The sequence below is a fragment of the Streptomyces sp. NPDC031340 genome, from assembly GCF_055569945.1.
In genome coordinates this window covers 49,866-64,678 of sequence record NZ_JBVIIE010000014.1, presented here as the reverse complement: position 1 = coordinate 64,678, position 14,813 = coordinate 49,866, and the positions used below count along the sequence as shown (strand labels likewise).

Below are 14,813 nucleotides of genomic sequence, written 5' to 3'. Positions count from 1 at the left end.
TGTCTTTCTTTCCGTTCAGAGCGCGTCCGGGCCGCGCTCGCCGGTGCGGACCCGGACGGCCGTCTCGACCGGCAGGGACCAGACCTTGCCGTCACCGATCTTGCCGGTCCGCGCCGCCTTGACGATGACGTCGATCAGCTGTTCGGCGTCGTCGTCCTCGGCCAGGACCTCGATGCGGATCTTGGGCACCAGGTCGACCGTGTACTCGGCGCCGCGGTAGACCTCGGTGTGGCCCCTCTGACGACCGTAACCGCTCGCCTCGGTGACCGTGAGTCCGTGGACCCCGAAGGCCTGCAGGGCTTCCTTGATCTCGTCGAGCCGGTGGGGCTTGACGACAGCGGTGATGAGCTTCATGCGTCCACCTTCTCGCTCGCGGTGCCGGCGACCGGGGCCGGGGCGGTCCGGGCGGCACCGCCGCCGGCGCCGCTGAAGTCGTATGCGGTCTCGGCGTGCTCGGCCTGGTCGATGCCGGAGATCTCCTCGTCCTCACTGACCCGCATGCCGATCGTCCGGTCGAGCAGGAAGGCGAGGATCGCGGAGGCGACCAGGGAGTAGGCGAGGACGGCGAAGACACCGGCGCACTGCTTCCAGAACTGGTCCAGGCCGCCGCCGTAGAAGAGGCCCTTGACGTCGGACTGGCCCTTGCCGCTGGCGAAGAAGCCGATCAGCAGGGAGCCGGCGATACCGCCGACCATGTGGACGCCGACGACGTCCAGCGAGTCGTCGTAGCCGAACTTGTACTTCAGGCCGACGGCCATGGCGCACAGCACGCCGGCGATGACGCCGACCGCGATCGCGCCGACCGGGGTGACCGCGCCGCCGGAGGGGGTGATGGCGACCAGACCGGCGACCGCGCCGGAGGCGGCGCCCAGGGTGGTGAACGCGCCGTGGCGGATCTTCTCGTACAGCAGCCAGCCCAGCATGGCGGCGGCGGTGGCGATCTGCGTGTTGACGAACATCAGCGGGCCGACGCCGTCGTCGTTGCCGAGCCACGAGCCGGCGTTGAAGCCGAACCAGCCGAACCACAGCAGGCCGGCGCCGAGCATGACCAGCGGGAGGCTGTGCGGGCGCATCGGGTCCTTCTTGAATCCGACGCGCTTGCCGATGACGAGGATCACGCCGAGTGCCGCCGCGCCGGCGTTGATGTGCACCGCCGTACCGCCGGCGAAGTCGATCACGCCGAGTTCGAAGGCCCAGCCGCCGGTGCCCCAGACCCAGTGCGCGACCGGGAAGTACACGATCGTCGCCCACAGCACGAGGAAGATCGACCAGGCGGTGAACTTCACGCGGTCCGCGATCGCACCGCTGATCAGCGCGGGCGTGATGATCGCGAACATCATCTGGAAGACGGCGAAGACGAAGACCGGGATGGTGTAGCCGGACCAGATGTCCGCCTTGTCGATGCCGGTCCATCCGACGAAGTCGGACTCCCAGCCGATGAGCGAACCGTGGTCCGTGCCGAACGCCATGGAGAAGCCGTAGAGCACCCACAGGATGGTGACGATGCCCATGCTGATGAAGCTCATCATCAGCATGTTGAGGGTGCTCTTGACGCGGACCATGCCTCCGTAGAAGAAGGCGAGGCCCGGAGTCATGATCAGCACCAGGGCGGAACAGATGAGCATGAAGCCCGTGTTGGCGGCAGACAGTTTGTCTGCGGCAAGCGTGATGGCTGGTGCCATCGGCGTCTCCTCGTCGTTGGTACGGCCGCGTGCGGGCGAAGCCTGAGCGGATGTGAGGGGTGGGCCGGTTATGAGCCATGAGATTGGCGCAGCACCGTTTCCATGGACGCCCCTCGTTGTTTCGCCGCAGTGACGAAGGCGCCTTGCGTGTTACGCGTCGATGAACCCCCGGATGTCCCGTCGGGCGATCGTTATCGTGGCGCAATCTTCCGCGAGGGCAAGGATCCGGCCGCGGGCGGCCTTCCGATGGACCTGGCATGGGGGAGCCGAGTCGGGCAGTTCGGGAGGGCCGGCCGCGGCCGGGGTCGGGGGGATCAGACCGCCTCGGCGGTCTCCGGCAGCTCGATCGCGAGCTTCTCGGTGAGGTCGACGACCTCGGCGACGTCGCCGTAATCGCGTACGGCCGCGGCGACGGTCTTGCGGATGCGGGTGTTGACCCGTTCGGAGCGGACCTGCTTGGCGGTCCGCAGGGCCCGCTCGACCAGGATCGTGCTCTGCTCCGGCTCGCGCCGCAGCAGGTGCACCGTGGCCAGGCCGACCAGGTTCAGCGCGTACGACCTCTGGTGCTCGGTGTCGCCGGCGAACAGCTCGACGGCCCGCCGCATCAGGGGTTCGGCCAGGGAGGCGTACGCGGGGCTGCGGCCGGCGACATAGGCGAGGTCGCGGAAGGAGTGGCTGTTCTCGGCGTACAGCTCCGCCTCGGAGAAGAAGCGGATCCAGTCCGGGTCGGGCTCGTCCCACTCGCCGGCCTCGGTGAAGGTGTCCTCGGCCATCCGGACCGCCCGCTTGCACTTGCCGGGCTGGCCCATGTTGGCGTAGGCGCGGGCCTCCATCGCATACAGCATCGCCTGGGTGCGCGGGCTCGCGCAGTCCCGGCTGCCGTACTGCGCGAGGTGGATCAGTTCCAGGGCGTCGTCGGGCCGCCCGACGTGGATCATCTGACGGCTCATGCTGGAGAGGATGTAGGAGCCGAGCGGCTTGTCGCCCGCCTCCTTGGCGGCGTGCAGGGCGAGCACGAAGTACTTCTGCGCGGTCGGCTGGAGCCCGACGTCGTACGACATCCAGCCGGCCAGCTCGGCCAGCTCGGCGGCGACCTTGAACAGCCGGCGGGTGGTGGCCTCGGGCTGGGCTTCCTGCAGCAGGTCGGTCACCTCGTGCAGCTGGCCGACGACCGCCTTGCGGCGCAGGCCGCCGCCGCACTGGGCGTCCCACCGCCGGAACATCACCGTGGTGGACTCCAGCAGGTCCAGCTCCGGCTTGGACAGCCGGCCCGGGCGGCGGCTCGCCGGCGTGGGCTCGGGGTCGGGCTGCGGGATCTGGGAGGCATGGGGGCCCTGGGGGGTGGGTACGAGCCAGCGCTGCATGGGCTCGATGAGGGCCGGGCCCGCGGACAGGACCAGCGAGCTCCCGAGGAAGCCGCGCCGCGCCAGCATCAGGTCGCTGCGCGAGAACTCGCTGATCAGGGCTACTGTCTGCGGGCCCGTCCAGGGCAGGTCGACGCCGGACACGGACGGCGACTGGCGGGTGGCGCGCAGGCCGAGGTCCTCGACGGAGACGACGAGGCCGAAGCGTTCGGAGAACAGCTCGGACAGGATCCTCGGGATGGGCTCGCGGGGGTTCTCACCGTCCAGCCAGCGCCGCACGCGCGAGGTGTCCGTGGAGATGTGGTTGGCCCCGAGCTGCCGGGCTCTGCGGTTGACCTGACGGGCCAGCTCGCCCTTCGACCAGCCGCTGCGGACGAACCACGACATGAGCAGCTCGTTGGGGCGCTTCTCCGCGCCGGCCGCGGTCGTCCCGCTTCCTCCGTTGCCGCTCACTGGAACGCCCCCATTCCTGAGACCACTTGCCGCTGAGTGCGCCAAGCCCTACCAGAATGCCGGTGGGGACGGTCGCCCGTCCGGTGGTTCTCACCCGTCGAACGGGGAGCCGCCTTGCCTCCGGCATACCCGCGAGTGCATGTGCCCCCAGGACTCGTGCACTCACCGTAATCCTACGATCACCCGTCCAGCCATGGCGAACACGGAAACGCCACCATTCGCCACCCCTTCGAATGAATCCACAGCAGCCTCCGCACGATTCACTTGACACAGGACGACCGAACGCGGGTGGAGCGTTGCACTCAGGGGCGCGCGCCGCCGGGATCACCACCCACGGCGCATCAATGCGCCGCAATGAACCGTGCGAAGCCGGGGAGTCCGAAACAGAGAGTCACGTTCCGCTTCCGCGCCGTAACCACCGGCGCGTCGGACCGTTGGAGGGGGCATGGACTTCACGATCGGCGGGATCCGGGAGATCCGCTCCGGCGTGCGTCGGCGCGGCCGCTCCTCGGAGTGCACCGCCGTCGCCGAGTTCACGGGGCTGTGGGGCTGGGACGTGGTGCCGGGCGCGCGGACGGCGGGGGGCGCGTGCTCGTGCGGCCGGCCGGACTGCCGCGTGCCGGGCGCGCACCCGCTGGAGTTCGCGCCTCCGATCCCGGCCGGCGCCACGCTCGACGAGGCGACCAGGGCGTGGGCGGAGTTCCCCGGCGCCGCCGTGATGCTGCCGGTGGGCCGCGCGTTCGACGTGATCGAGGTGGCCGAGCCGGCCGGGCGTCACGCCCTGGTCCGGCTGGAGCGCATGGGCCTGCCCGTCGGCCCGGTCACCGTGACCCCCGAGGGCCGCGCCCACTTCTTCGTCGCGCCCGGCGGCGCCGCCGGGCTGCGCGGGCTGCTGTACCGCATGGGCTGGGACGACCCGGCCGCCCTCGACCTGCGCGGCCTCGGCCCCGGCGCGTACATCACCGCCCCGCCCTCCGACCGGGCGGGCCTCGGCCCGGTCCGCTGGTTGCGCTCCCCCGCCCTGGACACCGCCTCGAAGCCGCCCCCGGCCCGCCTGCTGCTGGGCACGCTGGCGTACGTGGCCCACCGGGCGCGCGCATAGGGCGCGCGATCGGCGCCCGCGCCCAGGCCCCGTACCCAGGGCCCGCGCCCAAGGCCCGTCCCCAGGGCCCGCGCTCAGCTCCAGGAGGCCCGCACAGCGAAGCGCCCGCTCCCCGACTGCACCTCGGGGGGCGGGCGCTTCTTCGCGCGTACTTCCGGCTCAGTCTCCGATGAGCGCATCCACGAACGCCTCCGGCTCGAACGGCGCCAGGTCGTCCGCGCCCTCGCCCAGGCCGACCAGCTTCACCGGCACGCCCAGCTCGCGCTGCACCGCGACCACGATGCCGCCCTTGGCCGTGCCGTCGAGCTTGGTGAGCACGATGCCGGTGATGTCGACGACCTCCGCGAACACGCGGGCCTGGACCAGGCCGTTCTGCCCGGTCGTCGCGTCCAGCACGAGCAGCACCTCGTCCAGCGGCGCGTGCTTCTCGACCACGCGCTTGACCTTGCCGAGCTCGTCCATGAGACCGGTCTTGGTGTGCAGCCGCCCGGCGGTGTCGATGAGCACGACGTCGGCGCCCATCTCCTTGCCCTCCTTCACCGCGTCGAAGGCGACGGAGGCGGGGTCGCCGCCCTCCGGCCCGCGCACGGTGTAGGCGCCCACGCGCTCGCCCCAGGTCTGCAGCTGGTCGGCGGCGGCCGCGCGGAAGGTGTCGGCGGCGCCCAGCACCACGCTGCGGCCGTCGGCCACCAGGACGCGGGCGAGCTTGCCGGTGGTGGTGGTCTTGCCGGTGCCGTTGACGCCGACGACCATCACGATGCCGGGCTTGCTGGTCGCGGGCTCGGTCCTGACCGTGCGGTCCAGGTCGGTGCCGACCAGCTTGAGCAGCTCCTCGCGCAGCAGTCCGCGCAGCTCCTCGGGGGTGCGGGTGCCGAGGACCTTCACGCGCCCGCGCAGGCCGTCCACCAGCTCCTGGGTGGGGGTCACACCGACGTCGGCGGTGAGCAGCGTGTCCTCGATCTCCTCCCAGGTGTCCTCGTCGAGGTGCTCGCGCGACAGCAGCGTGAGCAGCCCCTTGCCGAGGGCGTTCTGGGAGCGGGAGAGGCGGGCGCGCAGGCGGATCAGGCGCCCTGCGGTGGGCTCCGGGATCTCGATCGCGGGCGCCTCTGCGGCGGCGAGCGGTTCCTCGACGACGACCGGAGCCGGGCCGCCCGGAAGATCCACCTCCTCTATGGTCCGGCGAGGTTCCTCGCGCGGCGTCTCGGCCTCTTCGCCGACGTGCGGCTCGGCCGGTGGGGCGGTGATGTCGGGAGCGGCGGGCGGCGGCGGGGGCAGCGACTTCTTGCGCCGGCTGCCGACGATGAGCCCGCCGATCACGCCGAACACGACCACGGCGATGACTACAGCAAGGATGACGAATTCCATAACGGCTCCAGTATGCGCGACCTGTCCCCAGGCGGGCCGTCGCCCGGCGGCCGAACGGAGGCGTGCCGTGAAGCTGGAAAACTGACGATGCGTCAGCTAAGGTCCCGGCACCGACACCCGACCGCCCCGGCCGAGGGGACCGCCATGCCCGTCACGGTCGTACGCTTCAACCTCGTCGAACCCGGCGCCGCCCCCGCCTCCCTCGCCGCCCGCTACCGGGCGGCGCTGGAGATGGCCGCGTACGCCGACGACCGCGGGATCGACACCGTGCAGACCGAGGAGCACCACGGCGTCGCCGACAACTGGCTGCCGTCGCCGTTCACCTTCGCGGGCGCGGTGTTCGGGGCGACCCGGCGGATCGCGGTCACGGTGTCGGCCGCCATCGGCCCGCTGTACGACCCGCTGCGCCTGGCCGAGGAGATCGCGGTGCTGGACCTGCTGAGCGGCGGGCGGCTGGTGACGGTCGCCGGGATCGGCTACCGCCCCGAGGAGTACGCGCGGTCCGGCGTCGACTGGGGGCAGCGCGGCAGGCTGCAGGACGAGCTGCTGGAGACCCTGCTGAAGGCCTGGACCGGCGAGGAGTTCGTCCACCGGGGCCGTAAGGTGCGGGTCACCCCGCGCCCCTGCTCCGTGCCGCACCCGCTGCTGCTGGTCGGCGGCTCCTCGAAGGCCGCCGCCCGCCGTGCCGCGCGGCTCGGCCTGCCCTTCTTCCCCAGCGCGCACCTGCCGGAGCTGGAGGCGTACTACAAGGAGCGGCTGACCGAGTACGGCACCGAGGGCTGGACCATGATGCCTGCGGCCGAGACCCCGCTGCTGCACGTGGCCGAGGATCCCGACCGGGTCTGGGCGGCGTACGGCGAGCACTTCCTGCACGAGGCGCGGACCTACGCCTCCTGGCAGTCCGGCTCCATCCGGTCGGCGGTGCGGTCGGCGGCGACGACCGTGGACCAGCTGCGTGCGGAGGGCGTGTACCGGGTCCTCACGCCGGACGAGTGCGTGGCGCAGGGCCTGGACAGCCTGGTGCTGCACCCGCTGGTGGGCGGGATGCCGGTGGAAGAGGGGTGGCGCGGCCTCCAGCTCTTCTGCGAGGACGTACTGCCCCGGCTCGGTGCGTGAGCCGGAGCGGTACGCCCACGGGGGTTCTTCGGGAGCCGGATGGGGTCAGCCCATCTCCTCCAGTGCCTTGCCCTTGGTCTCCTTGACGTACTTGAGGACGAAGGGGATGGAGAGCGCGGCGAAGGCCGTGTAGATCACGTAGGTCGCGGACAGGTTCCAGTCGGCCAGCGACGGGAAGGTCGCGGTGATGGCCCAGTTGGCGAGCCACTGCGCGGAGGCGGCCACGCCCAGGGCGGCAGCGCGGATCCGGTTCGGGAACATCTCGCCGAGGAAGACCCAGACCACCACGCCCCAGGACAGGGCGAAGAACAGGACGAAGACGTGCGCGGCGATCAGGGCGGTCCAGCCCTGGGCGGCCGGGAGCCTGCCGTCGACCAGGTGGTGGGAGAAGGCCCAGGCCTCCAGCCCAAGGCCGACGGCCATGCCGACGGAACCGATCAGGGCCAGCGGCTTACGGCCGACGCGGTCGACGAAGATCATGGCGATGACGGTGCCGACGATGTTGATGATCGACGTCGTGAACGAGTAGAAGAACGAGTCCGTCGGGTCGACGCCGACCGACTGCCACAGCGTCGAGGAGTAGTAGAACGCGACGTTGATGCCGACGAACTGCTGGAAGACCGACAGGCCGATGCCGATCCAGACGATCGGCCTGAAGAAGAAGGAGCCGCCGAGCAGGTCCTTGAAGGTGGACTTGTCCTCCCTCTTCATCGCGAGCTCGATCTCGGCGATACGGGCGTCGAGGTCGACGTCCTTGCCCTCGACCTCCGCCAGGATCCCGCGGGCGCGGTCGTGCTTGCCGACGGAGATCAGGAAGCGCGGGGACTCGGGGATCGCGAAGGAGAGCAGGCCGTAGAGGGCGGCGGGGACGACCATGACGCCGAGCATGACCTGCCAGGCCTCCAGGCCCATCAGGCTGCCTCGCTGGTCGCCGCCGGCGGCGTTCAGCAGGCCCCAGTTGACCAGCTGGGAGACGGCGATGCCGACGACGATCGCGGCTTGCTGGAAGGAGCCGAGCCGGCCGCGGTAGGCGGGCGGGGCGACCTCGGCGATGTAGGCGGGGCCGATCACGGAGGCCATGCCGATGGCGAAGCCGCCGACGACGCGCCAGAACGCGAGGTCCCACAGGGCGAACGGAAGTGCCGAGCCGACGGCGCTGACGGTGAACAGCACGGCGGCGATCTGCATGCAGCGGATGCGGCCGATGCGGTCGGCCATGCGGCCGGCGGTCGCGGCGCCGATTGCGCAGCCGATCAGGGCGACGGCGATGACCTGGGCCAGGGCCGCGGAGCCGACGTCGTAGCGGTCCCGGACGGCCTCGACGGCGCCGTTGATCACGGAGCTGTCGTAGCCGAAGAGGAAACCGCCCATCGCGGCCGCCGCCGCGATGAATATGACGTGCCCGAGATGATCGGGGTGAGCCGTCCTGGCTCCTGACTGCTGCGTCTGCGTCGTGCTGGTCACGTTCCACTCCTCGGGCCACCGGCAACGTCGCCGGGTGGGGGTCAGCCCCTTACGAATGCCCCGTGGCGCATCCACCACACGCCACTGACACCTGAAGGCAATAGCAACGCAACAGAGATTATTCCTTCAAGTTCCGAAGTCGATAATCGGGCATGTGTGACGCCAGAGAGGATACGGAGGGCCGCGCGTTCATTCCTTGAACTGGACGGGGCGGTGCTCCCGGTCAGCGGAGTCGCTGGCTGATGACCTTCGACACCCCGTCGCCCTGCATGGAGACGCCGTACAGCGCGTCGGCGACCTCCATGGTGCGCTTCTGGTGGGTGATCACGATCAGCTGCGAGGTCTCCTGCAGCTCCTGCATGATGCGGATCAGCCGCTGCAGGTTGGTGTCGTCGAGGGCGGCCTCGACCTCGTCCATGACATAGAACGGGCTCGGCCGGGCCTTGAAGATGGACACGAGCATCGCGACGGCCGTCAGCGACCGTTCGCCGCCCGAGAGCAGGCTCAGCCGCTTGACCTTCTTGCCGGGCGGGCGCGCCTCGACGTCCACGCCGGTGGTGAGCATGTTGTCCGGATCGGTCAGGACCAGCCGCCCCTCGCCGCCCGGGAACAGCCTGCCGAAGACGCCCTCGAACTCCCGGGCCGTGTCCCGGTAGGCCTCGGTGAAGACCTGCTCGACGCGTTCGTCGACCTCCTTGACCACCTGAAGCAGGTCGGCGCGGGTCTTCTTGAGGTCCTCGAGCTGTTCGCTGAGGAACTTGTGGCGTTCCTCCAGGGCCGCGAACTCCTCCAGGGCGAGCGGGTTGACCTTGCCCAGCTGCTGGTAGGCGCGTTCGGCGGCCTTGAGCCGCTTCTCCTGCTCGGCCCTGACGAACGGCCTGGGCCGGTTGCGCGGGTGCTCCGGGTCCTCGGGCAGCCGCTCGCCCTCGGCGGGCAGCGAGGGCGGGACCGGCTGGTGGGGGCCGTACTCGGACACCAGCCCCGCCGGTTCGACGCCGAGTTCCTCCAGCGCCCTGGTCTCCAGCTGCTCGATCCGCAGCCGTTTCTCGGCGCCGAGCACCTCGCCCCGGTGGACCGAGTCCGTCAGCTTGTCGAGTTCGGCCTTGAGGTCCCGGCCGGTGGTGCGGGCGGCGGCGAGTTCCTCCTCGCGCCGGGCCTTGGCGGCCTCGGCGGCGGCCCGCTCCTGGTCGGCGCGGGCGAGGGAGACCTCGACGTGCGCGAGGAGCTGACGGGCGCCGTGGGCGACGGCCCCGGCGACGGCCGCCTCGTGCCTCAGCCGGGCGCGCCGCTGCTCGGCCCGCGCGCGTGCCTCGCGTTCGGCGCGGGCGGCCCGGTCCAGGGAGTCGGCGCGTCCGGCGAGCCCCTTGACGCGTTCCTCGTGGGTGCGTACCTGGAGGCGGGCCTCCATCTCGGTCTGGCGGGCGTTTGCGCCGTCGGCGGCGAGACGGTCCCGTACCGACGTGTCGGGTTCCTCCTCGGCCGGCATCTCCTCGGCGACGGCGAGGCGCTCGGCGAGTTCCTCGACCTCTCGCAGGGCCTTGTCGAGGGCCACCTGGGCGCGGGCGGCGGCCGCCACGGACCGCTCGGCCTCCCCCGCCGCTCCCCTGGCCTGCCCCGCGAGCCGGCCGAGCTGCTGGGCGACAGCGGATTTCTCCCGGTCGGCGGCCCGTCGGCGCTCGCCCAGTTCCTCGACGAGCGCGGCGCACTCCCGGCGCCGCTCGGCCGCCGCATGCTGCGCCTCGGCGAGCTCCTCGCAGCGCACGGCGAGTTCGGCCAGCTCGGCGGCGGCCTCGTCGACGGACGCCTGCACCTCCAGCAGGCTGGGCGCCCCCGCGGACCCGCCGTGCGCCAGGTGCGCGCCCAGCAGGTCGCCCTCGGCGGTCACCGCGGTCAGAGCGGGGCGCGCGTGGACGAGATCCTCGGCGTCTGCCAGGGTGCCGACGACGACGATGCCGCGCAGCAGACGGCGTACCGCCGGCATGAGCTCGGCGGGGCCGCGGACGAGGTCGGCGGCGAAGGGCGCGGCGCCGCCGCTGAGGTGTGCCGGCGGTCCCGGCGCGGCATCCTCCGGTTCGTCCGGGGCGCCCGCCAGCAGCAGCGTCGCCCGGCCCGCGTCCTGCTTGCGCAGCAGGCGGATGGCGTCGGCGGCCGCGGATGTGGTGGTCACCGCGACGGCGTCCGCGGCTGCGCCGAGGGCGGCGGCCAGCGGGACCTCATGTCCGGGGGTCACCGTCAGCAGCTCGGCCGCCGGGCCCAGGAGCCCGGTGAGGCGGTCCTTCGCGGCGAGCAGGGCCCCCGTGCCGTCCTTGCGGCGCAGGCCGGTGGCGAGCGCCTCGTGGCGGGCCTGGGTCGCCGCGCGCCGGCGTTCCGCCACGGTGGCGGCCTCCCGGGCGGCGGTCAGCGCGGCCTCCGCCTCGGCCAGCGCCCGCTTCGCCACCTCGTGCCGTTCGGCGAGTTCGGCGTCGTCGGCGTCGAGGCCGTCGACCTCGGCCCGCAGGGCCTCGTACTCCTCCTGGGCGGCCGCGGCCCGCTCCTGCGCCTCGTCTCGGGCGGCGGCCAGCCGGTCGATCTCGGCCTGTGCGGCGGCGGCCCGCGAGCGGGCCGCGCCCACCTGCCCGCTGAGCCGGGCGAGGCCCTCGCGCCGGTCGGCGATGGCGCGCGCCACGTCCTTCAGGCGGCGTTCCTCGAGGGCGAGCTCCCGTTCCAGGTCGGCGCGGTGGGCGACGGTGTCCTCCAGGGCGCGCTCGGCGGCCTCCAGGGCCGCTTCGAGTTCGGCCTCCTGCTCGCGGACGCGGGCGGCCTCGCGCTCCATGTCCTCCGGGTCGCGGCCGCGCCGCTCCTCGGGGGACGCGGAGGTGGCGCTCTTGACGCGCGCGTCGGCCAGCGAGATCGTGCCGCGCACCCGCTCGGCGAGCTGGGAGAGCTCGTACCAGGTCTGCTGGGCGGCTTGCAGGCGCGGGGTGAGCTTCCGCACCTCGTCCTCCAGGAGGGCCTCGGTCCGGAGGGCCTTGCCCAGCTCCCGCTCGGCGGCTTCCTTGCGTTCCTTGAGGGCGGCCTCGTCGGCGATCTCCGCCTTCAGCGCCTCCCGCAGCCGTACGAGGTCGTCGGCGAGCAGGCGCAGCCGGGCGTCGCGCAGGTCGGCCTGGATGACGGCCGCCCGTCGCGCGACCGCCGCCTGCCGGCCCAGGGGCTTGAGCTGCCGTCTGAGCTCGTCGGTCAGGTCCTGCACGCGCGCGAGGTTGGCCTGCATCGCGTCCAGCTTGCGCAGCGCCTTCTCCTTGCGCTTACGGTGCTTGAGGACGCCGGCCGCCTCCTCGATGAAGGCGCGGCGGCCCATGGGGTCGGCGTGCAGGACGGAGTCGAGCTGGCCCTGGCCGACGATGACGTGCATCTCGCGGCCGATGCCGGAGTCGGAGAGCAGTTCCTGGATGTCGAGCAGACGGCAGGTGTCGCCGTTGATCTGGTACTCGCTGCCGCCGTTGCGGAACATGATCCGCGTGATGGTGACCTCGGAGTACTCGATCGGGAGGGCGCCGTCGGAGTTGTCGATGGTCAGGGAGACCTCGGCCCGGCCGAGCGGGGGGCGGCCGGTGGTGCCGGCGAAGATGACGTCCTCCATCTTGCCGCCGCGCAGCGACTTGGCGCCCTGTTCGCCCATGACCCAGCTGAGGGCGTCCACCACGTTGGACTTGCCCGAGCCGTTCGGCCCGACGACGCACGTGATCCCCGGCTCGAACCGGAGCGTGGTCGCCGAGGCGAACGACTTGAACCCGCGGAGGGTCAGGGCCTTGAGGTGCACGCCGCTGGACTTTACCTTCCGGGTGCCGTCTCACACCGTGAACGACGGCACCCTCGCGGTTTCACCCACGATGGCGCAGGGCACACCAGAAGTTAAGACGGTGAAAGGATGCGCGGGGGACGAGAAAGAGCGCGGGGGCTCAAGAAAGAAGGGACGCCGAGGCGTCCCTTGCAAATCTGACAACCCAGCGGTTGGTACGAGCACCCCAACCACTGCTGTCATTGTGTGCTGCAGTGATCAGGTGAGCGCAGGCTCCGCCTGGTGTGCGTCGATGCTCTCCATGATCCTGTCGTGAGAAGCGGCAGCCGTCAGCGCCTCGTTCTCGGCCTGGATCCGTCCCAGCTCGGATTCCAGGTCCTGTACGCGCTGCTGGAGCCGTCGCATCTCGGCGAGGAGTCGCGGGTCGGAGCCGCCGACGTAACCGAGAAGCGCCTTTGCCATGATGGATGGTCCTCCACAATGAGTGACCGACCGATGCGGTGTGGGTCGTGAGGGATTCGCACCCGCGGTGCTTGACACTGTTGAGTTCGCACTGCCGTTCAACCATGCCAAACAGCCAGGGTGCGCGGGGTACTTTCAGCGTCTCACCAAAAAGTTTGACGGTCAACACGATCACGCCCCGTATCGGCGGGCAACCCTGGGTCGCGCGGCCGGAAGGGGCAGCGCCGCGATCCCTGCGGGGCCTCTGGGGGCGGGGAGATCATCCTCAGGTGCGGAGCCTGCCATGACGAGCCGTTCTTGGCAACCACCAGGTCAGTCCCGGTCCGGGCAGGTGCCGGTGGCATGTCCCGGTCTCCGGCCGCCGGCCGGCACCGGGCCGGCTCAGCGGACGGCGAAGCCGTCGTAGCCTCCGCGGGGTGTGTCCCAGATCTCGGTGACGCCGTCGACGCGTCCGGGCGTGTCGTCGCCCTGGAGCCAGTCGAGCAGTCCCTCGCAGTGCTCCCGCGGGCCCTCCGCGACCACCTGGACCCGCCCGTCCCCCAAATTGAGAGCAAAACCACTCAGGCTGCCGATCTCGAGGGCCTTGGCCCGCGTGAACCAGCGAAAACCCACACCCTGGACGCGTCCTCGCACCCAGGCGACCAGTCGCACATCGTCGCTCATGGCTGCAACCTAACGGGCTGATGTCTCCCTGGGCACTTCCTCCCCGCACGCCATGCGGTACCGTCCCGATCCAATGAATCTCATATAAAACTCACTCCTTCGAGTGAGCGGCGTCACCCGCACGCTCCGTGCGAGCCGGGCTGACCGCCAGGACGAGGAAGGCCAGAACATGGGACGCCACCGACGCTCCGCCGCCGGCCGCGCCGCCACGGGCCGCGCCACGGGGGTAACAGAAACAGGCGGCTCCTACCCGGGCAGCTATGACCCCCCGCAGTACTCGTACAGCTACGACCCGCCGCAGACCCACGGCGCCGACGCGTCGCCCGGCATGGGCACCGCGCCGTTCCTGGACACCGAGGCGTACGCCGAGGCGTCGGCGCGGAGCGCCGCGTACCTCTTCGCCAGCGAGGACGACTTCGCCACCGTCTTCCCGGAGCACGGGTTCAGGCCCGACGGCGGCACGCGGCGCGGCGGGAACCACCGCCGGCGCAGGAGGCGGGCCGTGACGCCGGTGCGCACCGGTCTGCTCGGCGTCTCGGCGGCGGTCGCCCTGGGCACCGTGGCGGTGGCCACCGGCGCGGTGCCGGGGCTCGACAACTACAAGCTCGGCGGCGGCAGCAGCAGCGGCGACAAGGTGCAGGCCGCGGGCTCGCCGACCAACTCGGCGAGCGAGCAGGGCGGCACCTCCGGCAGCGCGGACAGCCGCGCCGCCGGCTCCTCGACGAGCCGCGGCACCGACCGCACCGTGTCGCCCTCGTCGCCGGCGGCGTCCACGTCGACGGCGGCGCCGAGCGAGGCCCCGACGACGAAGCGGCCGAAGCCGAAGCCGGAGCCGGGCAAGACCAAGAAGCCGAAGACGACGCCCTCGAAGAAGCAGACCGCGAAGCCCGCGGAGACCGCCGCCCCCGCGGTGACGGTGTCGACGGCGACGGCCGCCGAGGCCGAGGTGCTCAGGCTGGTCAACGACGAGCGCGCCAAGGTGGGCTGCAGCGCGCTGGCCGCCAACAGCTCGCTGGCAGAGCTGGCCGGCGACTTCAGCGACGCCATGGCCGAGGACGACTTCTTCGACCACACCGACCCCAGCGGCGCGACGCCCTGGGACCGGGCGGCGAAGCTCGGCATAGACAACCTCGGCGGCGAGAACATCGCCCGCGGCCAGACGGACCCGGCCGCGGTGATGGAGGCCTGGATGAACAGCCCCGGCCACCGCGCGAACATCCTGAACTGCGACTTCAAGACGCTGGGCGTCGGAGTGCACTTCGGCTCGGGCGGCCCTTGGTGGACGCAGGACTTCGGCTACTGAGGAGACCGGCGCCGCCGTGACCGGCGGACCGTCCGCGGTCCGCCGGGGCCCACGTGTGCCG

Annotated in this window: 11 protein-coding genes; 3 read left to right on the top strand and 8 right to left on the bottom strand. The window is 71.7% G+C overall.

Annotated features, from left to right (window positions below):
* Positions 1-15: 15 nt before the first annotated feature.
* The 3 genes from ACZ5GT_RS13230 to nsdA form a co-directional block, all read right to left on the bottom strand.
* Positions 16-354, bottom strand: a complete 339-nt coding sequence (locus ACZ5GT_RS13230; protein ID WP_003997576.1) for a P-II family nitrogen regulator — start codon at positions 352-354, stop codon at positions 16-18.
* On the bottom strand, positions 351-1,682 hold the full coding sequence (locus tag ACZ5GT_RS13225) for an ammonium transporter (RefSeq protein WP_469020456.1): 1,332 nt from the start codon (positions 1,680-1,682) through the stop codon (positions 351-353). Before ACZ5GT_RS13225 ends, ACZ5GT_RS13230 begins: the two co-directional genes overlap by 4 nt.
* A gap of 314 nt (positions 1,683-1,996) precedes the next feature.
* Positions 1,997-3,499: a transcriptional repressor NsdA gene (gene nsdA, locus ACZ5GT_RS13220; RefSeq protein WP_469020453.1), complete on the bottom strand. Its 1,503-nt coding sequence runs from the start codon at positions 3,497-3,499 to the stop codon at positions 1,997-1,999.
* A gap of 445 nt (positions 3,500-3,944) precedes the next feature.
* Between nsdA and ACZ5GT_RS13215 the strand changes: the two genes are divergently transcribed.
* A complete protein-coding gene (locus ACZ5GT_RS13215; protein ID WP_469020450.1) occupies positions 3,945-4,601 on the top strand; it encodes a bifunctional DNA primase/polymerase in 657 nt (218 codons plus the stop codon).
* 159 nt (positions 4,602-4,760) lie between these two features.
* On the opposite strand, the gene ftsY is transcribed toward ACZ5GT_RS13215, so the two are convergent.
* Positions 4,761-5,966, bottom strand: coding sequence for a signal recognition particle-docking protein FtsY (ftsY, locus tag ACZ5GT_RS13210; RefSeq protein ID WP_469020447.1), 1,206 nt, complete (start codon positions 5,964-5,966; stop codon positions 4,761-4,763).
* A 144-nt stretch (positions 5,967-6,110) separates the two neighbouring features.
* On the opposite strand from ftsY, the gene ACZ5GT_RS13205 reads away from it, so the two are divergent.
* Complete coding sequence (locus tag ACZ5GT_RS13205; protein ID WP_469020443.1) at positions 6,111-7,082, top strand: LLM class flavin-dependent oxidoreductase; 972 nt, start codon at positions 6,111-6,113, stop codon at positions 7,080-7,082.
* A 45-nt stretch (positions 7,083-7,127) separates the two neighbouring features.
* Here ACZ5GT_RS13205 and ACZ5GT_RS13200 read toward each other — a convergent pair whose 3' ends face one another.
* The 4 genes from ACZ5GT_RS13200 to ACZ5GT_RS13185 form a co-directional block, all read right to left on the bottom strand.
* Positions 7,128-8,546 (bottom strand): sugar porter family MFS transporter, encoded by a 1,419-nt coding sequence (locus tag ACZ5GT_RS13200; RefSeq protein ID WP_469020440.1) that lies wholly within the window; start codon positions 8,544-8,546, stop codon positions 7,128-7,130.
* A 223-nt stretch (positions 8,547-8,769) separates the two neighbouring features.
* Positions 8,770-12,345: a chromosome segregation protein SMC gene (gene smc / locus ACZ5GT_RS13195; RefSeq protein WP_469020438.1), complete on the bottom strand. Its 3,576-nt coding sequence runs from the start codon at positions 12,343-12,345 to the stop codon at positions 8,770-8,772.
* A gap of 237 nt (positions 12,346-12,582) precedes the next feature.
* Complete coding sequence (locus ACZ5GT_RS13190; RefSeq protein WP_020942469.1) at positions 12,583-12,786, bottom strand: hypothetical protein; 204 nt, start codon at positions 12,784-12,786, stop codon at positions 12,583-12,585.
* A 381-nt stretch (positions 12,787-13,167) separates the two neighbouring features.
* Positions 13,168-13,449, bottom strand: a complete 282-nt coding sequence (locus tag ACZ5GT_RS13185) for an acylphosphatase (RefSeq protein ID WP_469020435.1) — start codon at positions 13,447-13,449, stop codon at positions 13,168-13,170.
* A 169-nt stretch (positions 13,450-13,618) separates the two neighbouring features.
* On the opposite strand from ACZ5GT_RS13185, the gene ACZ5GT_RS13180 reads away from it, so the two are divergent.
* Positions 13,619-14,752, top strand: coding sequence for a CAP domain-containing protein (locus ACZ5GT_RS13180; RefSeq protein WP_469020431.1), 1,134 nt, complete (start codon positions 13,619-13,621; stop codon positions 14,750-14,752).
* The last annotated feature ends 61 nt before the right edge of the window (positions 14,753-14,813 follow it).

What these genes read in the sequence shown, in the direction of transcription:
- ACZ5GT_RS13225 (WP_469020456.1), bottom strand. Translation starts at nt 1,682, where the DNA reads ATGGCACCAGCCATCACGCTTGCCGCAGACAAACTGTCTGCCGCCAAC.
- ACZ5GT_RS13180 (WP_469020431.1), top strand. Translation starts at nt 13,619, where the DNA reads ATGGGACGCCACCGACGCTCCGCCGCCGGCCGCGCCGCCACGGGCCGC.
- ACZ5GT_RS13190 (WP_020942469.1), bottom strand. Translation starts at nt 12,786, where the DNA reads ATGGCAAAGGCGCTTCTCGGTTACGTCGGCGGCTCCGACCCGCGACTC.
- ACZ5GT_RS13205 (WP_469020443.1), top strand. Translation starts at nt 6,111, where the DNA reads ATGCCCGTCACGGTCGTACGCTTCAACCTCGTCGAACCCGGCGCCGCC.
- ACZ5GT_RS13215 (WP_469020450.1), top strand. Translation starts at nt 3,945, where the DNA reads ATGGACTTCACGATCGGCGGGATCCGGGAGATCCGCTCCGGCGTGCGT.
- ACZ5GT_RS13230 (WP_003997576.1), bottom strand. Translation starts at nt 354, where the DNA reads ATGAAGCTCATCACCGCTGTCGTCAAGCCCCACCGGCTCGACGAGATC.
- ACZ5GT_RS13185 (WP_469020435.1), bottom strand. Translation starts at nt 13,449, where the DNA reads ATGAGCGACGATGTGCGACTGGTCGCCTGGGTGCGAGGACGCGTCCAG.
- ftsY (WP_469020447.1), bottom strand. Translation starts at nt 5,966, where the DNA reads ATGGAATTCGTCATCCTTGCTGTAGTCATCGCCGTGGTCGTGTTCGGC.